Annotated in this window: 9 protein-coding genes; 7 read left to right on the top strand and 2 right to left on the bottom strand. The window is 34.5% G+C overall.

Annotated features, from left to right (window positions below):
- Position 1: 1 nt before the first annotated feature.
- The 4 genes from ACKTSU_RS09030 to ACKTSU_RS09015 all read left to right on the top strand — a co-directional run bounded on the left by ACKTSU_RS09030 (position 2) and on the right by ACKTSU_RS09015 (position 5,930).
- Complete coding sequence (locus ACKTSU_RS09030) at positions 2 to 1,471, top strand: alkaline phosphatase PhoX (protein ID WP_408036056.1); 1,470 nt, start codon at positions 2 to 4, stop codon at positions 1,469 to 1,471.
- A complete protein-coding gene (locus ACKTSU_RS09025) occupies positions 1,471 to 3,264 on the top strand; it encodes a cytochrome-c peroxidase (protein WP_408036055.1) in 1,794 nt (597 codons plus the stop codon). Before ACKTSU_RS09030 ends, ACKTSU_RS09025 begins: the two co-directional genes overlap by 1 nt.
- A 113-nt stretch (positions 3,265 to 3,377) precedes the next feature.
- Complete coding sequence (locus ACKTSU_RS09020) at positions 3,378 to 4,139, top strand: hypothetical protein (protein WP_408036054.1); 762 nt, start codon at positions 3,378 to 3,380, stop codon at positions 4,137 to 4,139.
- A 129-nt stretch (positions 4,140 to 4,268) separates the two neighbouring features.
- Positions 4,269 to 5,930, top strand: a complete 1,662-nt coding sequence (locus tag ACKTSU_RS09015) for a sodium:solute symporter (protein ID WP_408036053.1) — start codon at positions 4,269 to 4,271, stop codon at positions 5,928 to 5,930.
- Here ACKTSU_RS09015 and ACKTSU_RS09010 read toward each other — a convergent pair.
- Entirely contained in the window at positions 5,927 to 7,414 is a 1,488-nt protein-coding gene (locus ACKTSU_RS09010; RefSeq protein WP_408036052.1) for an NAD(P)H-hydrate dehydratase, read from the bottom strand. The two genes, ACKTSU_RS09015 and ACKTSU_RS09010, sit on opposite strands and share 4 nt — an antisense overlap.
- Positions 7,415 to 7,507: 93 nt before the next feature.
- Positions 7,508 to 8,194, bottom strand: coding sequence for a (d)CMP kinase (gene cmk, locus ACKTSU_RS09005; RefSeq protein ID WP_408036051.1), 687 nt, complete (start codon positions 8,192 to 8,194; stop codon positions 7,508 to 7,510).
- 277 nt (positions 8,195 to 8,471) lie between these two features.
- Between cmk and ACKTSU_RS09000 the strand changes: the two genes are divergently transcribed.
- From ACKTSU_RS09000 to ACKTSU_RS08990, 3 genes are read left to right on the top strand one after another with little or no spacing between them, the layout of a single operon-like run.
- A complete protein-coding gene (locus ACKTSU_RS09000; RefSeq protein ID WP_408036050.1) occupies positions 8,472 to 10,646 on the top strand; it encodes a T9SS type B sorting domain-containing protein in 2,175 nt (724 codons plus the stop codon).
- 9 nt (positions 10,647 to 10,655) lie between these two features.
- A complete protein-coding gene (locus ACKTSU_RS08995; RefSeq protein ID WP_408036048.1) occupies positions 10,656 to 12,488 on the top strand; it encodes a PorP/SprF family type IX secretion system membrane protein in 1,833 nt (610 codons plus the stop codon).
- Positions 12,489 to 12,533: 45 nt separating this feature from the next.
- Entirely contained in the window at positions 12,534 to 26,324 is a 13,791-nt protein-coding gene (locus ACKTSU_RS08990; protein ID WP_408036047.1) for a T9SS type B sorting domain-containing protein, read from the top strand.
- Positions 26,325 to 26,328 lie beyond the last annotated feature (4 nt).

The following is a 26,328-nucleotide window of genomic DNA, read 5'->3' as shown; positions in this document are numbered from 1 at the left end:
AATGAAAAATTTATTGAAATTAGGATTTTTAGGTGTTTGTACAGCAGTTACATTAACATCTTGTGATTCTGAAAGTGGGTCTAATACACCAGGAAGTGGAGAGTCAGTTGAGTTAAAAGCACACTCTAAAACCCCTAATTTTTTAAAATTAGAATCTGAGTTTTCAGGAGTAAAAATTTACCCTTTATTATCTTCAGAAGATAAATTAGAAGAGACTCCAAACTTTATCTATGGTTCTATGGCAGATGGTGCTGGGTTAATGAAGAATTCAGATGGAACATTTACATTAATCAATAATATTGAAGCTGATTACTCAATCGCTCGTATCAAATTAGATAAAACGTTTAAGCCAGTTCATGGTGAATATATTTTAAATGCAAACGCAACTGCAAGTACAGCTCAATGTTCAGGTTCTTTGGTAACTATGGAAGAGCATGGTTTCGGACCATTATACTTATCAGGAGGTGAATGGGGAGGAGCATCTAAAGGTGTTTTCGCAACTGATCCTTTCAAGGAAGCTTCAGCAGCAAGTACTCCAAATATGTTAACTGCAATGGGACAATGGTCTACAGAAAATGCTGTAGTAATTGGTAAAGATGCTTATGCAGATAAAACAGTTTTATTTATTGGTGATGATCACTCTGATAACGAAGTTCCTTCTGGGCAATTAGGAATGTACGTTGGTGAAAGAGGAGACTTAAATGGAGGTAAATTATACGGTTTAAAAGTTACTGACGAAGGAGTTACTTACGAAATGGATATGGCTGAAGGTCAAACTTACAATGCTACTTTTGTTGAGTTAACTGAAAAGAACATCGACTTATTAGATGCTGAAGCAAAAGAAAAAGGAGTAATGGGATTCTCTCGTTTAGAAGATATCGACTGGAGAAGAGGTTCTGCTAAGAACAACCGTGAAATCTATTTTTGTGTTACAGGTCGTAAAAAAGATGGTTTAATGGGAAAAGGAACTATCTACGGACGTGTATATAAAGTAGAATTAAACGAAAACGATCCTACTGGTGCTGCTAAAATTACTTGTGTGTTAGATGGTGATAAGTTAGATGGTAAAGCGAAAGATTTCCATAGTCCAGACAACATCGTAGTTACTGATAATTATGCGTATATTCAAGAAGATCCTAACGGATATTTTGATGGAGATAAAAACCACGCTGCAAGTTTATATCAATATAACTTAAACACAGGAGAGGTTAAAAAAGTATTAGAATGTGATCAAGTAGCTGCTACAGCTGCAGGTTACGGAGCTTCTTATCAAGAAAGTGCTTGGGAAATTACAGGTATGATCGACATTTCTGAAACTATCGGAGTAAACGATACATTCTTATTAATTACTCAAAACCACGGATGGGTTCCTGCTGATGGTGGTGCGTTTACAGATGCTTTAGCAAATGACGCTGCTGAAACAACAAAGGAAGGAAGTCAATTATATATTGTTCAAGGATTAAACAGATAATGACAAACAGTTTAAGTAAAATAAAAAAGGCACATGTTATAATGTGTCTTTTTCTGGTATCTATAGTTGGTTGTAAACAAGAAAAAACAGCTAGATATGCGAAGGTTGATAATCAAGCTTTGGTGTTGAAAATTCAAGAGTATTACACACAACACCTCGATAGTTGTATTGTGCTGTTAGAAGAATTAAATACTGTTGAAACAGTTTCAGAAAAACTAAAAAAATACAAATTAGCAAGGAAAGAATTCAAGCTAATTGAACCTATTTTGGCTTTTGCAGACAAAGAAAATTACAAGAGTTTAAACGCTCCTAATATTTTAAAGATTGAAGAAGAAGACGCTACGGATATTAAAATAAGAAATCCTTTCGGATTTCAAGTTATTGAAGAATTATTACACGAAGATGAGGTAGATGTTGCTGAAGTGAATAACATCGTTAAAACTACAGCAAACAGACTTAAATTAATAGCAGGAAACAACACATTGTATTTAAAAAAATACCATACGTTGTGGTTGCTACGCGATCAAATTGCAAGAATAGCTTTGGTAGGAATTACAGGTTTTGATTCGCCTGTGTTAGGGCAGTCGTTAACTGAGGCTAAAACAAATTATGAAACTATACTTTTCATTATAAATACCTATAAAAAAGAATTTTCAAATGAAAATTTATATACTGATTGGTTGAATGAAATACAAGCAACTCAAAAAGTATTAGAAGAAGGAAAATTTGCTACGTTCAATCGTTTCGATTTTATTCAAAACCATGCGCATAAGCAATTAGAATTGTTAGCAAATACTGCGGAAGACTGGAAAGTAGAGTTTCCGTTAACTTTGGCGTTCAACAACAACATCACTTCGTTGTTTTCAAAAGAAACATTTAATATGGATTTCTTTAACGATTACCATCAGTTAGAAAATGCAATGTCAGATGAAAAAATAGCGTTGGGGAAGAAGCTGTTCAACGATAAAAGTTTGTCAAAAGACGGAGTAATGAGTTGTGCTACTTGTCATATCAAAGACAAAGCATTTACTGATGGATTAGCAACTTTTCCGAAGCAGTTAAGAAACACGCCAACAGTATCGTATGCAGCCTACCAACAAACTTTTTTTCATGATGGAAGAGCAGGTAGTTTAGAAGGTCAGATTGTAGGCGTTGTTGAAAACAAAAATGAGTTTCATACCAATTTAAAAAATCTAACAGAAACGGTTGAGAAAGATAGTGCATATACAAAATCGTTTACCGATTTATACGGAAAAGTAAGTGATTTCAACATCCGAAATGCGATGGCAAATTACATTAGAAGTTTAGGTGATTTTAGTTCTAAATTTGATAAAAACATCAATAAAAAAGAAAACACGTTAACTACTTCTGAGGTCAACGGATTCAACCTTTTTATGGGGAAAGCAAAATGTGCAACTTGTCATTTTCCACCAGTATTTAACGGAACGGTTCCACCTAATTTTACAGAGACTGAAGTGGAATCTATCGGGGTTCCAAATTTAGCTGAAACGGAGTTGGATGGAGATTTAGGAGTCTATAATGTATTTAAAACAGAGGAAAGAAAATACTTTTTTAAAACTTCTACCGTTCGTAATATTTCAAAAACGGCTCCGTACATGCATAATGGAGTTTATGAAACATTAGAGCAAGTTGTTGAATTTTATAATAAAGGTGGAGGTGAAGGTTTAGGGTATCACGTCCCAAACCAAACGTTACCAGCTGATAAATTGAATTTATCAGACAAAGAAATTCAAGACTTAATTGCTTTTATGGAAAGTTTAACGGATGAGTAAGTTTATTCAGTTTTTATAGTTAACAAAAAACTCTTTGAAATTTTTTCAAAGAGTTTTCTTTTTTAAGTGTAATTTTAAATGATTGTTTCGACAATTACAACAAATCTACTATCATGAAAAATATATTATTAATCATTACGATGGTCTCCATATTGTTGGCTTGTAAGAATGAACAAAAAAAAGGAATTGTTCAAAAAGAAGAGGTCAAAGAGGTAAAATATCCAAAGGCTATTAGTGAAGTTTTTGAAACTCATGGAGGTTTGAATCAATGGAAAGAGATAAAAACTTTGTCGTTTACATTGAATAATGAAGCTTACACCGTTGATTTGCCTTCTAGGAAAACAATTCTTAATTCATCAAATTATTCTTTAGGATTTGATGGAAAAGAAGTGTGGTTAAAGCAACAAGATTCAGCAGCGTTTAAAGGAAATCCTGATTTTTATTACAATTTATACTTTTACTTTTATGCGATGCCTTTTGTATTGGCAGATGAAGGAATTGTGTATTCAGAAACAAAACCATTAACTTTTGAAGGTATAACATATCCTGGGGTTAAAATTTCTTATAAAGCGAATGTGGGAACTTCACCAGATGATAATTATTTTATATTTTACCATCCTGAAACTAAACAAATGACTTGGTTAGGGTATACAGTTACCTTTTTTAGCAAAGAGCCTACAGATAAGTACAGTTTAATAAGATATAGCGATTGGGAAAATGTTAACGGTTTGTTATTGCCAAAATCTATAACTTGGTACGCTAAAGATGAAAACGGGCAACCAAAAGAACCGGTAAAAGAGCCAGTGGTATTTTTAAAAGCGTCATTAAGTAAAGATTCTTTAGCGGATAGTTTTTATCAAAAACCAAAAGAATAGTCAACTAAAAAATAAGTAAAGTATGGATAAAAAGTATATATGGAAAAAAGAATACACGGTTGTCTTGGTGGCTAACCTAATTTACATCGTGTTGTTTTACATAATTACTAACCTATATACAAAATAACCATGCAAGATATAGATTGGATTGTTCTTTCGCTTACCTTATTATTTATTGTTTTATACGGAGTTTGGAAAACCCGTGGAAGTAAAAATGTAGAGGATTACATAAAAGGAGGAAATGAAAGTAAATGGTGGACGATTGGTTTGTCAGTAATGGCAACACAAGCTAGTGCAATAACTTTTTTATCAACTCCAGGGCAAGCATTTCATAGCGGAATGGGGTTTGTGCAGTTTTATTTCGGATTACCAATCGCAATGGTAATTATTTGCTTGGTGTTTATTCCTATTTATCACAAATTAAAAGTTTATACAGCCTATGAATATTTAGAAGGAAGGTTTGATCAAAAAACTCGAACCTTAACAGCTATTCTGTTTTTAATTCAACGAGGATTAGCAGCAGGAATTACCATTTTCGCCCCAGCTATTATTTTGTCGGCTGTTTTAGGGTGGGATTTAATTACTTTGAATATTATCATTGGGGTTTTGGTAATTATATATACCGTTTCCGGTGGAACCAAAGCAGTAAGTGTTACGCAAAAACAACAAATGGCAGTGATTTTTGCAGGAATGTTTGTAGCATTTTATTTGATACTGCAATATTTACCTGATGATATTACGTTTACGAAAGCATTAGAGATAGCGGGAGTTTCCGATAAAATGCAAGTACTAGATTTTTCTTGGGATTTAAATAATCGATATACTGTTTGGACAGGTATTTTAGGAGGAACATTTTTAATGTTATCATATTTTGGAACTGATCAAAGTCAGGTACAACGATACTTGTCTGGAAAATCATTACGAGAAAGTCAGTTAGGATTAATTTTTAACGGGTTGTTAAAAGTACCGATGCAGTTTTTTATTCTGTTAGTAGGAGTGATGGTGTTTGTATTTTATCAGTTTAATCCGTCTCCGTTAAATTTTAATCCAAAAGCAGGAGAGGCTATAGCAAATTCTAACCTTGAAACAATAGAGCAATATGTTAAGTTAGAAGAACAACATCGTTTTATTGAAGAAAGAAAAAAAGCATTGATTTTTGAAGGATTAACTCCTGAAAATGTAGCGCAAATTCAAGAATTTAATGAGCAAGATAAAGAGTTAAAAGAAGAGGCTAAAACCATTATTTCAAAAGCTGATGCTCAAGTAGAAACGAACGATAAAGACTATGTGTTTATTCACTTTATTCTGAATAATTTACCAAAGGGATTGATAGGATTGTTGTTGGCTGTAATTTTATCTGCAGCGATGTCATCTACAGCCTCTGAATTAAATGCTTTGGGAGGCACTACCGCAATTGATTTATACAAACGAAATACCGCAATAGAATATAGCGAAGAGCATTATGTAAAAATGTCAAAATGGTTTACGTTAGGTTGGGGTATCATGGCAATTTTAGTTGCCTGCGTAGCTAATTTGTTTGATAATTTAATTCAGTTGGTAAATATTATCGGTTCTATTTTCTACGGAAATGTACTAGGAATCTTTTTACTCGCCTTTTTTTTAAAATATGTAAAAGGAAATGCAGTGTTTATCGCAGCAATAATTACACAAATTATCATTATTGCAGTTTGGTATATCGATTGGTTGCCGTACTTGTGGTTAAACGCTTTAGGTTGTGGATTAGTAATGTTGTTAGCAATACTAATCCAAGCATTTTCTAAAGAAAATTAATGTTTTTCTATACGTAAAGCGTCAATAATATCCGAAGCTATTAAAGCATTGTGTCCTTTTTTACTAGCAGCTTCGTCACCTGCTTTTCCGTGGAAATATACCCCTAATAAAGCAGCGTGTAAAGACGAATAATTTTGCGCTAACAGGCCAGTGATAATTCCTGTAAGTACATCGCCACTACCACCAGTTGCCATTCCTTGGTTTCCAGAAGTGTTGAAATATAAATTTCCTTGAGGAGAAGAAATCACGGTATAGGCATTTTTTAAAACCACCACACATTGGTGTTTTGCAGAAAACTCAAGTTGTTTTTGAAAACGTTCTGTTGAGGTGTTAGATTTTCCTACTAATCTGTCAAACTCTTTAATATGCGGAGTTAAAATAGAATTTTTGGGAAGTAGTGATATTAACTCTTCATTTTGTGAAATAATATTAATAGCGTCGGCATCAATAACTAGTGGATTCTTACTTTCAGAAAGTAGTTTTTTTACAACTTGTGCTGTTTTTTCGTTGGTGTCTAACCCAGGACCTATCCCGACAACGTCGTATTTGGAAATTTCTGGTAGTTGGGTCACGAATTCTTCATTCTCGTCGGTTAAGCATATGGCTTCTGGAATTGAAGATTGTATAATTTGATAGCCACATTTTGGTACATATGTGGTTAACAATCCTGTACCACTTCTTAAGCAAGCTTTAGAAGAAAGTGTCGCAGCTCCCATTTTACCGTAAGAACCAGTAATTAGTAAGGTGTGTCCATAATCTCCTTTGTGAGATTGACGAGGTCTAGTAGCTAAAACCTCTACAATTTTCTCATTTAGAATAAAGTGTTTGCTGTCTTGTCGTTGAACAAATTCTTCGTCTAAACCAATATCAACAGTTTTCCAGTTTTTTACATAGTTTCCATTTTCAGGAAAAAAGAAAGAAAGTTTTGGGCGTTGAAAGCTAACTACGATGTCTGCTTGTACGATAGTTTCAGAATCAGGTAGTGTGTCACAGTATAATCCTGAAGGTACGTCAACAGCATATACTGTTTTTTTAGCTTTGTTGATGTTTTCAATAACTTGTTTTGTAAAACCAGTAATAGGTCTTGAAAGCCCAAAACCAAAAATAGCATCAATAATAACATCGTATTCGGAAAAACTAGGGATTTCACGAGTTGAATTTATGACAATTGTATCGTGTAATTTTTCATAATTAATAATACAATCGGGTGTAAGAGTATCTTTAAATTGAACTAAAAAGGGTTGTATATTGTACTTTTTATTTCTTAAAATTCTAGCAATGGCAAATCCGTCACCTCCATTGTTTCCAGAACCTCCAATAATGGCAATTTTTTGTGAACGTTGTAATAAAGGTTCGATGGCTTTAACAAATGCAAGAGAAGCTTGCCCCATAAGAGCAAAAGAGGAAATTTCTTCTTTTAAAATTGTGTGTTTATCTGCTTCTCGTGTTTGAGAAACATTAAGGATTTTTTCTAGTATTTTCATGTAGGGAATATACAATTTTATACATAGTAACCAAAAAAGAACCTTGCAAAAATTTTACAAGGTTCGGTAATATATTATGTGGTTTTAAGAATGTTAAATTCTAGCATTTACAAGGCTCATAATGCGATCAAATTGTTCTTTAAGTCCCATGTCTGAATTGTCAAATTCAATAGCGTCTTCTGCTTTGATTAAAGGAGAGTCTTCTCTGGTAGAATCAATTCTATCGCGTTCTTGTACGTTTTGTAAAATTTCTTCATACTTCACTTTATCACCACGATCCAACAATTCTTTGTAACGACGAGTTGCACGCTTATCGGCTGAAGCGGTCATAAATAATTTTAATTCAGCATTAGGAAAAACTACTGTTCCAATGTCACGACCGTCCATTACAATTCCTTTATTTTTCCCCATTTCTTGTTGTTTCTTCACTAGTTTTTTTCGTACTTCAGAAATGGCAGCAACTTTACTTACTAGTTTAGAAACTTCAATAGTTCTAATTTCTTTTTCAACATTGGTGTTGTTTAAAAACATTTCAGCAAAACCAAGTTGCTCGTTAAAGGTGAAAGATAAAGAAATATTGTCTAGATCAGCGACTAAATCATTAGGGTTGAAAAAGGTTTCAGAAATATAATTTTGTTGCATAGCGTACAGTGTAACAGCTCTATACATAGCGCCAGTGTCAACATAAATATATTCTAATTTTTTGGCTAATTGTTTAGCAATCGTGCTTTTTCCTGTTGATGAAAAACCGTCGATAGCGATAGTTATTTTCTTAGTCATAAATTGTAAAATGAATAACAAATATACGGTAGATTTTTAAAATGATTGTAACGATTTGAATGTTGAAGTTAAAGGGGAAAATAACCTTTTTTTAAGGTTTTGTTAATTAGTTGTTTACGGGTTTTATTGGGAGATGAGAGGAATGGTTTTTTTGAAGAAAAAAACTTTAGTTGTTAGTTAGGAATAGATTTTATATATTTCCCTATTAATTTAACAGGTTTTATTATACTTTTGTTAAGAAAAACTATAAATTTGGCAACCCCTAAAAACCCCTTAAATGAAAAGAAAAACTAAAAGCATATTAATACTTTTAGCATTACTTCTCTTTTGTGTCAATACAAGCGTATTATCTCAGGTTTTATTGAAGCCTGAGCTGCAATTTACGAATGCTTGTAATGGTGCTCAGACTGATTTTTCTGTAACTTTTAAGGTAACAGCATTGCCTAATGGTGATAACACTTACACTATTGAACTGTCAGATGCTGACGGAAATTGGGGGACACCAAAAAATGTAGGATCCTTTACTAATGCAAATTCATTATATACTTTTTCAAGGTCTTTTCAGCTACCAGATAATACTTATGGTGCCAATTATAAAATAAGATTAGTGTCAAATTCGCCGGCTATGACAAGCCCTGATTCTGATCCATTCGAAGCATATAAATTTTCTACACAGCAGTTAGTGTTAAATAACTATGAAAATGAGATATTGTGTGGTTCAGGTACAGTAGAGCTCACATTAAACACCAATCAAAATGGAGCATACCAGTGGTATAAAGATGATGTATTAGTAGCTACAACAGAAGAACCAAGGTTGGAAACATCGGAGTCAGGAACGTATCAAGTAAAAATTGATTATGGTGTATGTGGTTATAATGACTCTACTTTTATGAAAGTTATTGTTTTAACACCAGCTGATAGCCAAATAGATGCTCCTTCAACAGTTGAAATATGTGGTGATGAATCTTATGAGTTTAAATCCAAAGTTTCATATCCAGAATTGATATATAAATGGTATCAAGACGGTGTTTTAAAACAATCATCTAATTCACCTACCTATACAACACCAACTACAGGGCAGTTTGGTACCTATCACTTAGTGATTGATACAGGGGAATGTACAACTACTTCAAATAATGTGGTGTTACAACAACAAACTACTGCAGGTTTTAATGTAAATACAGTAGGTCCTTTAACAGCAGTAATTTTATCAGGAGAAACAATAGAGTTATGTATTAACCATGATGCTTCTTCAGGAACTGTTCAATGGTATAAAGATATTGATACTCCATTAGCGGCAAGGACTCAACTTTGTATGAATGCTAATGAACCAGGAGAATATTATGCTAGAGTAACTCAAAGTACCGGTTCATCATGTGATGCTATAGTTGATTCAGATAAATACACACTTTTAGATGTTAAATCATTTAAAGCAACAATTAGAACATCTGAAAACTATGAAGCGTGTAACTCTACTAGTACGACTTTAAGTATTGTAGGTGTAAAAGCTATAGCTACAGATGATAATGAATATGATTTAACAGCAGCACAAGTTGCTATGTTAAATTATCAATGGAATAAGGATGGTGTTGCTATTTCAGGAGCAACAAATGAAGAGTTGTCGTTGGGCTCTTATTTAGATAGCGGTTCATATGACTTAACAGTTAAAGTAGGTTTGGTAGAAGGAATCTCAGGTGTATTACCTGTGCAATTGGTAGAGGTGCCTAATGTTTCTTCAGATACTAATTCGAATTCTTTGTGTTCAGGATCTTCAATTACGTATACAATAAATAATATTATTGCAGGTTATACGTATCAGTGGATAAAAGATGGTACAGAAGATGTAACGCCTGCAAATCCGCAAACATTAACGGTAACAGAAGTAGGAGAGTATGTATTACGATACTCTGGTTTTGGTTGTGATAAAGAGTTGAATCCTATAAATGTAATTCCATTTGATGATTCAGCAGTTACCATAACACCATCAGAAAAAGTTGTTATGGAAGAAGGAGGTTCGGCTGTAGTAGTTGCAGCTGGAGGAGAGTCTTATGAATGGTATCAAGGAGAAGGTACGTCAGGAACATTATTATCAACAACAGAAGAGTTAACAGTAACCACTTTAGGGTTTTATACAGTACTGGCTAAAGTAGGAAACTGTTCGGTAGAAAGAACAATAGAAGTAGTTGAACCAGACGATCAAATTATAGTGCCAAATACCTTAACTCCTAATGGAGACGGTAAAAATGATACGTGGAAAATATCAAACAAATATGCGTTTCAACCATTAGTAACAATAATGTTGTACAACGCAAATGGTAAAGAAATTTTTAAAACAACCGAATATAGAAATGATTGGCCAACAGGAGATTTAGGAAATCAAAAAGTCTTTTATTACAAGATAATAAGAGAGGATAAGTTGATTAAAGCTGGAACTATATCTGTTTTACACTAAAAAGTTAGAATGATTAGAAAAATTACCTTACTTATAATACTCGTACTAAATGTGTTTGCTGTGCAAGCACAAACTTCTGGTAATGAACAGCAATACAATAGCTTCAGTTCTCGTAACTTTATGAAGTTTAATCGCTTCTTAACAGTTCCTACCTTTTCTGCATTGCGCGAAAATAAAACGTCACTTTCAGCTATTGTAAGAAATAGCAATGTAGATTTTGAAGACAATCCTCGTTTATATGTGCTTGCTTATTCAGGAAAAATGAGAGAAAATGTTGGGGCGGGAGTTGCTGTTTATCAACAAGATGTAGGATCCGTAAAAGATTTTGGCGCTTTAGCAAATTATGCACATCGTTTACAATTAAATGAAACCATGGACTTAACCTTTGGTTTTAACTTTTTGTATAGTAGAAGAAGTTTAAACTGGGGTAAAGTTTTGGTAACTGATGATGACGATACTTTTTTAAGTAATTACCAAGATGATCCAGTAGTTAATTTTCAACCAGCAGTAACTTTATCTATAGGGAAATTTGATGTTGGAATTTTCTTTGAAAATTTAGTAGATTTTAATCTTAAAAGAAGTGAAATGGCTACTTCTTTTGGAGAAAAAACATTTTCGGGGCACTTAATGTATTCTCATGAATTTACGTATGCATCAGGACTTTTTGAAGGTGCTGATGTTCGATTTTTGGCAACCGCTAGAAAACCAGGAAATGATGATTTTGGTATAGGTGGAAGTGCTATAATAGACTTACCTAAAGCAGGTTGGATAAAAGCAGGTTATGATAATGCATATGGTATTTCTGCAGGAATGGGAATCAACTTGTCAGAAAATTTAGCCATAGGAATCAGTTATGAAAAAAGTAGTTTTGCAGCAACAAATGAGGTAGGGCTAATTTATAATTTTGGTAAAAAATCATTTACAAGAGAACGTCCAAAAAGAAGAACAGGTAATGTAAAAGTTAGTTTACCTGAAAGAGCTCCAAAAAAAGAGGTAGAATATAAAAATCAGGAACATAACGATTTATCAGATGAAATTCAACAAGCACAAGACTCTATCGATATTTTAAATAAAAAGATAGATGAAGTGTTACGAATCTTAAAAAATCAACCAGCACCTAAAACAATAACTAATAATGTAATTATTAGAGATAGTGTTGAGGCAAAAGACACTTCATTGAAAAGAAGGTCAAATAAACCATGGCGTAGAAGTACAATAACACGTTCTGGAGGAGGTGGTACTATGTACTATGTTATTTCAGATCAGTTTAGAAGTAAAGAAAATGCAGAAGCCTTAATAGAAAAATGGAAGCGTTTAGATATTGAAGCAAAATATGTGTTTGAGCCAAACAAAAAATTATACTATGTGTATATAGATCGGTTTGCTAAAGAGGAAGATGCAATAGAAAAAGTAGATGATTTTAATGATAAAACTCGTTTGTTTGAGAAGAATGATGAGAAAAAAGATAATTCAACGATAAAAGTTAAAAAAAACACGAAAGACCCTGTATACGTGGTGAAGATTACTTTAGGAGGAGAGGTTAAGAATTATGAAGAACCTAAAACCCAGCCACCTGCAAGAGTTTACCCTATGGAGGCAGCAGGAGTAGAACCAGGATATTATTTACGAGTATATGTTAACTCTCAAAAAGCTTTAGCTGATAGAAATGTAGATGAGTTACGAAATGATGATATAGACGCAGATTATTTTGTAGATCCTAAAACAGGATTTATGCACATTTACATTTTTAAAACCACCGATAGAGATGAAGCAATAAAAATGTACAAAACAAATTTAAATGGAACCTTTTACGATCGTAAAGCAATCATACAGATCAAATAAGATATAATAGAAAAACTTGATTAATTAATTCCCCCAAATGATATTATGAAAAGAATAATTACCCTACTAATAATTCTCCTGCAAATAACCACTTTATCTTCTCAAGAAGTAAGAAGAAGTGAAGGTCGTTTACAAAAAGGAGAAAAAAAAGCTGATCAACCTTTTAAGCTAAGAACTGAGAGCTCTTTAAAAGGTAATATCACTTTTATAGCCAATAACACATTGAATAGGGATGGACAAGGTAATGGAAGTTCAGCAGCAGAAAATGCCTTTGACGGTAAAGGAAATAATGATGATAATGGAAATAAATACATGGATTACATCGATATCGATGCGTTCGTTGATGAAAATAACGATGGTATTGATGATACGTTTTCTTCGTCATCAGCTACTTTAAATCTTCCTAATTGTTCAAAAGTAACTTATGCCGGATTATATTGGGCTGCCATATACCCTTATCAGTTTTGGGATGAAAAACCAGGAGCTAATACAAGAGATGATGACTTTAATGAGATGAAATTTAAGTTACCTGGGACAAGTAATTATGTAGATATTGTTGCAGATAAATTTGATGCTACAGCAAGAGAGTTGATATACGATGATGGAATTACTATTGAAAAACCTTATGTATGCTATAAAGATGTAACAGGTTTATTACAAGGATTATCTGATCCAAATGGGGTATACTATGGAGCTAATATTAAGGCAACTAGAGGAAAAGATGTTCACTGGGGGTCTAGACTAGGTTCTTCAGCTGGTTGGGTGTTAGTTGTTATTTATGAAAATGAGACAGAGTCAAGAAAGAAATTTTTTGTTTTTGATGGTTTTGCAACAATAAAAGAGCAAAGTAATGGTGATGCAGGAACGTATGACGTGCCTTTTTCTGGTTTTACAACCATACCCACAGGCTCTGTAGGTGCTAACTTTTTAGTTGGTGCTTTAGAGGGAGATGTTAATATTGATGGAGATAGTTTTCAGATACAAGATACTTCGGGGAGTTTTCAAGCTTTAAGTACTCCTTCTATTAATGATTCTGATAATTTTTTTAATAGCACCATAACAATAAATGATAATTATTTAGGAGGTAGAAATCCGGATAGTGAAAATACTTTAGGTTTAGATGTTGATTTTTTTGAGTTGAATAACATAGGGAATTCTTTAATAGGAAACAATCAAACAAATGGAGTATTACGCTTTTCTTCTGAAGGAGATACTTATTGGCCTTTCTTATTAGGATTATCGGTAGAAGTAATTGAGCCTAGTATCCGTTTAGTTAAAACAATTGATGACGGTATAGATCAAGGATCAAATAACCTAGGAGGGGCAGATGTAACTTTAGGAGATTACTTATGGTATGATGTTAGTTTTCAAAATACAGGAACGGATGACGCTACGGGAACAGGAATACCTTCACCTACTGATGATGGTACAAAAGTAGTAATTGTTGACAAATTACCTAGGAATGTTTATTTACAAGAGAGTGATATTATTATGCCTCCTGGTGTTGCTTACACATATGAGGAGCCAACAGCAGCTAATGATTTTAGAGGGGTGTTACGATTTACGATTCCAGATGAATTAGTTAAAAAAGATTTACCAGCAGATTATCATATAAGATTCAGAGTTCAGGTAGCTCCAGATTGTACTCAGTTACGAGATGTATGTTCTAATAAAATTGAAAACCAAGCAACAGCAAACTATAAAGGAGTAGTTTCTGGTATAGTGGTAAATGGAGAAGAAAGTTTTGCTGATATAGATGATTGTGGTTTTGGTGTAGTAGGAGCTTCTAATTTTTTAATAGATGCTAATGGGTGTATTTTTGAAAGAGACCAAGTAATTTGTGGAAATTCTACAACATTAGTAGCAGGTAGCGGTTTTGATTCTTATTCGTGGGTTAATACAGCAAACCCTAGTCAAATTATAGGTAGAGATCAAACTCTTGTTGTAACAGCACCAGGAACATACCAAGTAACAAGAGTCGCTCCTGTAGGTTGTATTGGAGAAACAGAAACAATAAATGTAATTTCATACGATACAGAACCAAATCCAATTACACCATTTGCAGATCAAACACTTACTTGTGCTGATAATGGGTTAGAATTGGCAGAGATTTATTTATGTACAGGAGATAATCGTACAATAAATTTACCTTTTGACCCTTCTACAGCAACTTATGTTAAATGGTTTCAATTAGATGAAGCTTCTTGTACAGATACAGTAACACAAGGGTGTCCAAATTTAAACACAGATTGTACTTGGAATGAAATAGGAAATGGAGAGTTTTCTAGAGATTTTTCAGAAGTTGGTGAATTCCGTTTAGATGTTGTTTATGATGGGCAATGTCCTAAAAGCTATTATTTTAATGTTTACAAAGCTACTTTAGCTCCAACAATTGTGGTTGATGATATTATTTGTAACACCACAGGTACTATTACTGTAAATAATATTCCATCAACATACCAATACAGCTTAAGTGGAATTCCAGGTACTTCAACAGATGGATATTTTGTTGATTTTCAAGATAGCAATGTGTTTACAGTAACACAGGCAGGAAATTATAATCTAACAGTACGTTTAAATCCGGCAGAAGTTGGAGCATCTTGTACCTATTCATTCGATTTAATTTATGTAGGAACAGTAGATATAAGTTTAGTAGTAGCTGCGGAAGAAATGAGTTGTGCTAATGAGCCAACAAAAATCACAGCGCAAGTAAGTAATGTACCAGGTCCTTATACCTATACTTTAACTCAAGGGGGTAGTACCATAGGTTCACCAGTAACAACTAACAGTAATGTTCATGAATTTACAGTAACAGATGGAGGAGATTATATAGTTCAAGTCACTACTCCGAATTGTACAGTTTCAGGTACAGCAACTATAGTAGAACCAGCTGAATTAACTTTAACAGCAGTTAAAACAAAAGATATATCATGCATAAATGGTAGTTCACCTGGAATTATTGAGTTAACAGCAGGAGGAGGAACTATTGATATACCTGGAAATTCTTACACTTTTGCAGTATGGTCAAAAGACGGAACAGATTTATATACTGATATTTCACAAATTCAAACTACTGAACGTTTAACATCAGGTACAAATACTTATAGTTACAGTGTGCCAATGGGAAGTGAAGGTATTTATGAGTTTGTTGTAATTGATCATAAAGGATGTTATGTAATATCAGGTCCTGTAGAGGTGGTTGTTGAACCAGAATTACAATTTACACATACTGAAACCAATGTTTCATGTAATGGTTTAACTGATGGTACTATCAATGTTAGTGTTGATGGAGATAATTTAGGGTACTCTGTAGAATATAGTCTTGATAATAATACATGGAATCTTCCTAATGATGGTTATTTTGACGGTTTAGCAGCAGGTACTTATACAATTTATATAAGAGCAACAAAGAGTTCATACCAATGTTTATATGAAATTCCGAATGTAGTAATTGATGAGCCTTTAGCATTAACTGGAGGAACAGCTACAGGAACTGATTTAGAGTGTAATACTTCTGGAGGTACTACCTACGGAACAATTACATTTGCAGATGTATCAGGAGGAACTTTAGATTATACATATGAATATAGGTTAGTAGGCGCTGCAAATTATACGCAAGCTAGTTCAAACCCAGTTACTGGTCTTTCAGGAGGAACTTACGAAACAAGAGTAGTAGATGCTAATGGTTGTACCTTAGACTTAAATCAAGTAATTATTGTTGGTTTACCTACAGTACCAACATTAAGTAGCTCAGTAACTTATAACTGTGACGGAACAGGAAATATTACTGTTACAGCAAGTCCAGTAGGAAGTTATACCTATACTTTAGGAGCAGATTCTAATACAACAGGAGTATTTAACAATGTAGCAGTAGGTTCTCATACAATTTCTGTAGCTTATGGAAGTAACTGTACAGTTGAAATTACAGAGAATGTAGTAGCAGGTAATGAATTCACAGCAACAATTACAGGTAGTACACCAAATGTTTGTTATGAAAGTGAAAACGGAACCATTACTATAGATGCTTCTAATTATGGAGGTGTTTCTTATGAATACTCAACAGATGGAGGTACTAATTGGGTTACCACAACTAATAACCCAACAGTAGTAACTGTTCCAGACGGAACTTACAATGTTCAAGTGCGTCCTAATGATGCTTCGGTAGTAGCTTGTACGTTACCTATTGGTACAATTACAATTGCAAACCCAACACCAGTAACAGTTACAGCAACGGTAACAAAAGAAATTACTTGTGATCCTGCTACAGGAGCAACAATTTCACCAGTTGGTGATGGAGGTAACGGAGCACCATATTCGTACGAATTATTTTTAGTAGGAGGTGGATCTCAAGGAACTACAACAACTACTTTTACAAATATAGCAGCAGGTGATTATACAGTTGTAGCAACAGATTCACAGGGTTGTGAGTCTGATCCATTCCCTATCAGTGTTAACCCAATAACAGCATTAACATTTACTTTAGATCCAGTATTGTGTTATGATGGTACAAATGGAACTATAACAGTAAATGTTGCTACAGGAAATGGAGGTTATTCATATAGTAGTGATGGAGGAACAACTTGGCAAACATCTAATGTGTTTACCAATTTAACAGATGGTACTTATAATATCACAGTATTAGATAGTAGAGGATGTACAGATACGCAACAAACAACGATTCTTCCGCAGGTAACTGCTACAGTAGTACCAGTTAGCGCTACATGTAATCCTGGGCAATTACAAATAAGTCCAAATGGTGGAAACGGAAGTTATGTTTTTGTAGTAGAAGACTCATTAGGTGCACAAACTACCTATAACTCTAGTCCGATAGCAGTACTAGCAGGTACTTATACGGTGTATGTAAGAGATAAAGATGGAGGAACTGATTATTGTGAATACAGTGAAACAGTTACAGTAAATCAAATTGCTGACCCAACAGTAACCGTTACAGCAGTACAACCAAATTGTAGTGGACAAACAGGTGAAATTAATGTTACTGTAGCTAACGGAGTAGCAGATTATACGGTAACAGTAGAAGGAGATTTAGGCTCTTCTACATCACAAACTTCAAATGGATTAACGTATTCTTTTACTGGTTTAGGAGATGATACTTATACCGTTACAGTAACTGATGTTAATGGATGTTCTTCATTTACAAGACAAACAATTACAGTACCACCAGCATTAACAGGTGGTAGTGTAGCAGCAACTGATTTAATGTGTAGCCCTTCAGGAACTATTTTAGGAACAATTACATTTACAGCTCCAAGTGGAGGTACAGAACCATACACATATTTTTATGCAGTAGCAGGTTCAGGAACATATACACAAGCAGCTACCACTACGGTAACAAATTTAGACCCTGGAACTTATGATACAAGAGTAATAGATGCTAACGGATGTTTCTTAGACTTAAATCAAGTAACGATTGCAGATTTACCAGCAGAACCAACATTGGCAAGCTCAATAACTTATAATTGTGATGGAACAGGAAATATTACGATTGATCCTTTAGATCCAAGTTACATTTATACTTTAGATGGAGGTGCGCCTCAAACAGGAAACAATGTATTTAACAATGTAGCAGTAGGTGCACATACTATTTCGGTTGAATACGGAAGTAGTTGTTCTACAGAAATAACAGTAAACGTAGAGCCTAATAATCAATTTACAGCAGCGGTTACAGCACAAACAAACCCTAGATGTATTGGGAACTCTGATGGAACCATTACTATTGAAGGAGCTAATTTTACTGGGAATTTAGAATACTCTATAAATGGAGGAACTACGTATAATCCTGTAGCTTCAAATCCATTTACTATTTCAGGTTTATCAGCAGGAACGTATGATGTTTTAGTACAACCACAAGGAACAACGTTAGATTGTGACGTACCTTTAGCAACAGTAACATTGGTAGACCCTGATCCATTGGTGTTAACATTACAATTAACCAAAGAACTTACTTGTGCTGCACCTACGGGGGCTAGTATTAGATTAAGCTTATCAGGTGGTACAGGAGGTGCAACATATACTTATGAATTGTTTGACCCAACAGGTATTTCATTAGGGGCACCAAGTGGTTTAGAATATAACAATGTATTACTACAACCAGGTGTCTATACTGTAACTGCAACAGATGCAGTAAACGGTTGTAGCGTATCAGAAACAATTACTATAGCCGCTATTGAAACAGTAACTTTTGATGCCGTAGCACAATGTTATGATGGTTCTAACGGGCAAATTGATGTAACGATTAATACCGGTAACGGAAATTATTCATATAGTTTAGATGGAGGAACAACTTTTACTTCAGTAAGTTCAACTTCATTTACCATTTCAGGATTATCACCAGATGATCATACTGTAAGAATACAAGATGGTAAAGGTTGTTTTGCAGATGTACCTGTAACAATTAATCCTCAATTATTTGCTACACCAGATGTTACCGATGCAAGTTGTAACGATGGAGAAATTTCAATAAATGCAACTGGAGGAACTGGTGCAGGAACATACGTGTACTCAGTTGTAGATAACGGCTCTCCTGCAGGAACTTTTGATACAGCAAACTCTGTTACTAGAGCAGCAGGAACTTATGATGTATATGTAAGAGATAATAACGGAGCAGCACCATATTGCGAGTATATTATTGAAGATGTGATAGTAGGTACTACACCAGCTCCGCAAATTGCAGTTACAGATAACTCACCAAGATGTTTCGGTGAAAATGCAGTAGTAACAGTAAATATAACAAATGGTTTAGCGCCATATACTGTAGAAATTTCTAATGCAGGAGGAGTAGTAGATAGTGCAACTACAAGCAATACTTCGGTAAATTTTGCAGGATTACCTTCTGATACTTATACAGTAACATTAGTAGACGCTAACAACTGTCCTAGTGTTCCAGAATCAATTACAATTAATGAGTTACCAGAGATAGATGCGACTATTGATGATGTATTACCTGAGACTTGTGTTGGTTATGCAGGTAATGAAGATGAATTTGGTTTCAAATATATTTTACCAGCATCATTAACTTCAATAGCAGCTCCTTATTCAGTAGAAGTAAGAGACGGAAATGGAAACTGGGTTGCTGATAACGGAGTAAATGAGTTTACAAGTATAGAACCAGGAACTGTAGTATCTCCAGCTGTACGTATAGTAAGCGGAGCCACACAAATATGTATAAAAGTATTTGATGATTATGAAATACCATATAATATAAATACTCTGTTTATTAGTATTACTTATGATAGTGGAAACTGTCAAGATGGTATGGCTATAGAAATAGGTGCTACAGGAGGATCAGGTGATTATGGTTTTGCTATAGATGAAGTACCTGCAACCGTTGCAGGTTGGGAAGATCCTGATGTAGTTGGAGGTATAACAAAAACATTTCCAGACTTAATACCAGGAAGAACCTATACATTCTATGTAAGAGATATGAATAATGGTTGTATTGAAATGGAAACAGGGGAGTTTACTCCTCCACAACCAGAAGATAATGTACCTATCGTACCAACAGTAACTACCCAAGGATGTGGTATCAGTTCAGGTGTAATAACATTTGCTGTAGATAATTCATACGGAAATGCAGCAGTAGGTTCTGCTTGGCATGTTTACAATGTAAATTCATCTGTAGCTATTGAGAGTGGAACAATACCTGCAGGGGCAACATTTGATATTACAACTACAGTAGGTCTAGGAGCAGGAACTTATTATTTAGTTATAGAAGATCCTACTTCATTCCCAACATGTAAATGGGGAAGTGGTGATGTTGAAATTAAAGATGGAGAACCCCTTACAGGTACTTTAAATGTAATAGATAATATTACTTGTAGTGCCAACGGAGTATTAAGTATTGACAGTATAGGTGGAGGTTTCCCAGGATATACATATAATTTAATATCGGCATCAAATACAACGTTAACGTCTACAACGATAACAGGAACTACTTTTGAAGTAGCATACGGAGATTTAGTTGACCCAACACTATCTGTTGATGTAACTATTGAAGTAGTAGATTCTAAAGGTTGTACATTAACCCTAACAGAAACGTTAACTGTAAGTCAACCACCAGCAATTAATTTAGATAATGTGGTAAGTTGTAACGTTAATAAATCAATAACAGTTTCAGCATCAGCTGGTTTAGCACCTTATAGATATTCTATAAATGGAGGAAGTTTTTCAGCACCTACATCTAGCGCGCATACCTTTAACGGATTAACACCAGGTAGCTACAACATAGTTGTTAGAGATACGAATGGTTGTACCGATACTTTAAATGGAGTTATTGTACACCCTAATGTTGATTTTAGTTTAACACCAGTAAGTAATGCTACTTGTGTTCCGGGTAACGACGGAGAAGTACAAATAAATGTAACCTTAGGAACAGGTGGTGATTATAATTATTCATTCGATACAGGTGCAGCAGGAACCATTCCAGCAGGTACTAATATCGAGAATGTAGGTTCATTAGCTCCAGGAGTACATAATGTTACCGTAACTGATGTAACTTCAGGATGTTCACAAACAAAACAAATTACAGTTCAAGATCCTGTAAGACCTAATTTTACGGCTCAAGTAGGAAATAGCTTATGTTTTGGAGATAATTCAGGAACTATAAAGTTATTACCAGTTATTAACGGTTCAGAACCAATAAATTATTCAATATTACCATTACCAACTAATCCAGAATATAGTTTTAACGGAACAGATACATTCTCTGGCTTACCTCCAAATACCTATTCGGTAACAGGAACAGCTGCTAATGGATGTACGTTTACGGTAAGTAATATTATAGTTGAAGAATATTTAGAAATTATACCAGCTGAGCCAGTGGTAGATCCGTTTGGATGTAGTTCTGGTAACACACCAGATGTTGCTACTGTAACGGTACCAAGCGTAGCAGGAGGTTCAGGAAAATACATACGTTATGTGTTTACTTATGCGCCAGCAGATGGTACAGGACCAATAACAGTAGATACTACTAATGAAAGTTTTAGTACCACAAATACTTCAGGAGGTTCGGTAAACATTACAGTGTATGATGATAAAGGATGTTCAGGATCTGTTTCAACAAGCATACCAGCTTTTGAAGCAATGACAAGCTTAAGTGCAACTCAAGTTGCAGGTACAGCAATTACTTGTACTACACTTGAAAGTATTGAAGTAAAAGTATCTCCTGATATTGCTAATGTAACATATACAATAGTAGAAACTGGTCAATCACAAACAATTGCAGACCCAGCATTATCAGCAACGTTTACAGGGTTAGATACAGGAAGTTATACAATAACAGCTGCACACCCAACAACAGGTTGTATACTAGAAACGTATTATACAGTAGCACCAGCACCAGTATTTGACTTATTAATTACTGATGTTCAAAATGAAACCTGTAGAAATAATGATGATGGTAGTGTACTTATGGACTTTAGTCCTTCAACACCATATACTGGGCAATATGATTATGTTGTGTACGACGCTAGTGATGATTCAGTTTATAGAGAGGTATTTGATGTAACATTAGAATCTCCTATAGCTAACTTAGATGGAGGACTTGGTACTTCTCGTACATATTACGTAATTGTAACTATGGATAATTCACCTAATTGTGTGGTAAGAAGTCCTAATTTTACCATTTACCAACCTGAACAACAAATACAAGTTACAGCAGACGATGTATCAGTAACCTGTAATAACGGTTCAGACGCTACCATTATAGGAAATGCAACAGGTGGTTGGGGTAATTATGAATATCAATTAGAACTATATTCAACACCTTATGTTGCTTATGGAGGATTTACATTTGGTAGTAATAATAGGTTTGAAGGAGTTCCTCCAGGAGATTATAGAGTACGTGTAAGAGATGGTAGTGGTTGTTCAATATCTGATCCTGTAACAGTAAATAACCCACAACCAGTAACATTTACTATTGCAGAAAATGATAATGTGTGCGATCCTTCAACAGGAGGTAGTATTACGGTAAATGCTAATGGTGGTACAAATACATATAAGTATACTATTTCTGGTACCTTAGGATATTCAAATACACAAACGTTAAATGCAGCGTCATATACGTTTAGTAATTTACCAGCAGATACTTATACGATTAGTGTTGCAGATACTAACGGATGTCCTGCACCAGATGAAGATATAACAATTGATCCAGAACTAAACTTTACACCGTTAGTAGTTAAAAACTTTGATTGTACGGCTACAGAAGCAGCGACTGTACGTGTAGAGTTAGTTAATTTCTCTATAGGTAAATATACCTATGATGTTGTAGGACCTACAGGTGCTGTGTCAGGAGTAGCGATAACTGCAAATCCATTTAATATTACAATACCGTATGATGCAGTTATTAATGCAACTACGCAAACGTATACAATAAACGTAAACGATGTAACAGCAACACCTAATTGTTCTGTTTCAAAAGACATTTCTATTGATCCAAAAATCACGCCTGTATTTACAGCTACGGCAACAGTAGATAATATCTGTTTTGGAACTTCTACAGGAGAAGTAACGGTTTCGGCAACTAATAATGGAATTTTACCATTATCGTATGAAATTAATAATACAGCAGGAACTTTCAATGCTGTGTTAACAGGAACAAATACTGTATTTACAGGTTTACCTGCGGATAGTTACATTGTAACAGCAACAGGTACCAACGATTGTACAACAGATATTCCTGTAACAATCAACCAAAATGACGAGATTAATGTTGCAAATGCAATTAATGTAACTCAGTTTGCTTGTACAACAGGTAATATTACTAACAATGCAACGATAACGGTAGATAAATCAGCTATTATTGGAGGTACAGGTAATTACACAAGAGCAATATTTGTGTACGACAATAATACACCAGGAAATACTTCTGATGATGTTACGCAAGATGGAGGAAGCTTTAACTTCTCTGTAAGTAATGTAGCAGGAGGTAGTGTAGAGGTAACTGTATTTGATAGCTCAGGATGTTCGGATACTGAAACGGTAATAATAAATCCGTTTATAGCAATGACCGATGCTACAATTAATGTAACCAAAGCTATTGATTGTGCAACAGGAGAGGATATTACAGTAAAAGTAAATCCTGATATTGCAGGAGCACAGTATACGATTACAGGAGTGAATACAGGAACATACCCAACGGTAATAGTTGCAACTCCTGGAGATGTAGCTGTATTTACCGATTTACCAGCAGACAATTACACGATTGCTATTTTAAATCCAGCAACAGGTTGTGTGTTAGAAGTATACCATACAGTAGCACCAGCACCAGTATTTGATGTATTAGCAACAACTACAAGAGCATGTTTTGGTGGTACAGGAACAGCAACTATCGATTTTGGTACAGCAACTCCTTACACAGGTGCTTATACGTATGAAGTATTTGTAGCAGGTGGAGCTTCAACAGGAATAACAGGAAACGGAACAGGAGGAACACCGACAACGATTGGAAATTTAAATCCTGGAACGTATTATGTAGTGGTAGAGATGTCAGCTTCACCATATTGTGAGCCAACAACAGCTAATTTTGAAATTGTACAACCAACAGCAGATTTAACATTAAATGGAGCGCCAACATACATTAACTGTAATGTGTCAACTTCAGGAGAAATCTTATTAACTGCTGCAGGTGGTTGGAGTGGTTACCAATACGAATTGGTAAATAATGCTACACCAGCAACGCCAATTCAAAACTTTAGTACAAATAGAAGAATTACAGGATTAGCTGCAGGTAGTTATACAGCAACAGTGCAAGACGCTAATGGTTGTTTAGCTACATTTGATTTCACGTTGAATGATCCAGTAGCTATGAATGCTGATGTAAATGTAGTAGAGAATGATTGTGAAGGAGAATATACAGCAAGTATTGAAGTAACCAATGTAACTGGAGGTCAGATACAAGATACTACGATTAGCTATACTTATATCTTAACATATCCTAACGGAACACAAGTAGAGCAATCGTCTAACATCTTTACAAACTTGCCAGCAGGTACAGGATATCAAGTAACAGTTAGAGATAACAAGTATAACTGTCAGTTCACTGTTTCTAGAGATATTATTGATCCTTCAGAAGTAGTCGCTTCAGCAAATATTACTTCAGATATTACGTGTAATAATCCACAAGCAACAGTTGAAGTATCAGCTATTGGTGGAACAGGAGCTCATGAGTTTAGTGATAATGGAGTTACTTATAGTCCTGTAAACATTTTCAGCGTTGGTGCAGGTACACATACATTCTATGTACGTGATGAGCATAACTGTGTAGATGAAGTTGTAGTAAATGTAGCCGCTTATGAAGATTTAATGCCAACATTAAATATAGAGTCAGGTTTTGTTACATGTTTTGGAGATGCTAATGGAGTATTATCAGCTAGTGTTACAGGAGGTTTCGGTAACTACGAATACCAATTATTAGATGGTAGCGATACGCCTGTTGACGGAACATGGCAAACATCTAATATGTTCGGAGGTTTAGATATTGGTACATATAAGATTAGAGTAAGAAGTACGAATAGATTTGGTGAAGTGTGTATTGCAGATACCACTCCTCATACGATTGAACAACCAACACCTTTAGTTATTGATGAAGATCATACAGATGTAACATGTTTTGGAGGTAATGATGGTACTATTACTGTAGTAGCTTCAGGAGGAAACTTAACAGGGTATGAGTACAATATTAGTACTGATCCAACGAATAAGTTCGTAACTAATAACGTGTTTACAAACTTAACAGCTGGTACGTATATAATTACTGTTAAAGATAAATTAGGATGTCTTGAAGCTATTGAGATAGAAATTGAGCAACCTGAAGAGTTTACAGTAACATTAGTAGGAGTAACTGATCAAGTTTGTAGTACAGATCCAACACCAACAATTGAGTTAGATGTTCAAGGAGGTACAAATCCTTACTATGTAAGTATTAACAATGTTGAGTTACCAAACGCTTACACAACAAACACAATTGTATTAGGAGCTGCTGAAAACATTCAAGGAGGTATGTCTTACTATATTACAGTAAGAGATGAAGCAGGATGTAATCCAGCGACACCTATAACTTTAACAACTCAAGAACCGGTAGATTTACAATTAACAGTAGATTTCGCATATACATGTGAGGTAGGAAGCGTTATCAAAGCAATAGTTGACGATAAGTATAAGAATTCGATGTCTTATACGTTATATGATGGTAATGGAAATCCAATAGCAACAAATAATGAAGGAGAGTTTTTCGATACACCAGCAGGAATAGGTTATTATGTAGCTGCTACCCATACAACAACAGGTTGTAATGAAAGTTCTATGAGTACACCTATTAGTATTGAAGACATTCAACCATTAACAATGACTATTGATGATTCGGTTAAGAATACATTAATTGCCAATCCTGAAGATGGGTTACCACCGTATGAGTATAGTGTAGATGGAGGAGATTTCGGACCAGATAATGAGTTCACAATTTTACAAACAAAAGACTATACTATAACAGTTAGAGATGCAAGAGGTTGTGAGGTTACATTAACAGTAAGAGGAGAGTATATTTCTATTTTTGTACCTAATTTATTTACACCTGACGGTGATGGAATAAATGATTATTGGTATCCTCGTGAGGTAGAAGACTATCATGACATCAAAGTATTTATTTATGATAGATATGCTCGTCAGATAATAAACTTTAAAGGGGTTGTTGAAGGATGGGATGGTAATTACGATGGCAAACCATTACCTTCAGGTGATTATTGGTATACGATTTATTTTAAAGAGTTATCAGGACAAGAGAAAAAAATAATGGGACATTTTACACTATATAGAAAGTAGAAAA

The sequence above is a fragment of the Tenacibaculum aestuarii genome, assembly GCF_964510395.1.
Taxonomy (GTDB): Bacteria; Bacteroidota; Bacteroidia; order Flavobacteriales; family Flavobacteriaceae; genus Polaribacter; species Polaribacter aestuarii.
Note: the sequence above shows the minus strand (reverse complement) of the source record. Positions and strands in the feature narration are given on the sequence as shown.

Bases quoted from the DNA above. Each gene is read 5' to 3' on its own strand.
- ACKTSU_RS09030 (WP_408036056.1), top strand. From the start codon at position 2: ATGAAAAATTTATTGAAATTAGGATTTTTAGGTGTTTGTACAGCAGTT.
- ACKTSU_RS09025 (WP_408036055.1), top strand. From the start codon at position 1,471: ATGACAAACAGTTTAAGTAAAATAAAAAAGGCACATGTTATAATGTGT.
- ACKTSU_RS09020 (WP_408036054.1), top strand. From the start codon at position 3,378: ATGAAAAATATATTATTAATCATTACGATGGTCTCCATATTGTTGGCT.
- ACKTSU_RS09015 (WP_408036053.1), top strand. From the start codon at position 4,269: ATGCAAGATATAGATTGGATTGTTCTTTCGCTTACCTTATTATTTATT.
- ACKTSU_RS09010 (WP_408036052.1), bottom strand. From the start codon at position 7,414: ATGAAAATACTAGAAAAAATCCTTAATGTTTCTCAAACACGAGAAGCA.
- cmk (WP_408036051.1), bottom strand. From the start codon at position 8,194: ATGACTAAGAAAATAACTATCGCTATCGACGGTTTTTCATCAACAGGA.
- ACKTSU_RS09000 (WP_408036050.1), top strand. From the start codon at position 8,472: ATGAAAAGAAAAACTAAAAGCATATTAATACTTTTAGCATTACTTCTC.
- ACKTSU_RS08995 (WP_408036048.1), top strand. From the start codon at position 10,656: ATGATTAGAAAAATTACCTTACTTATAATACTCGTACTAAATGTGTTT.
- ACKTSU_RS08990 (WP_408036047.1), top strand. From the start codon at position 12,534: ATGAAAAGAATAATTACCCTACTAATAATTCTCCTGCAAATAACCACT.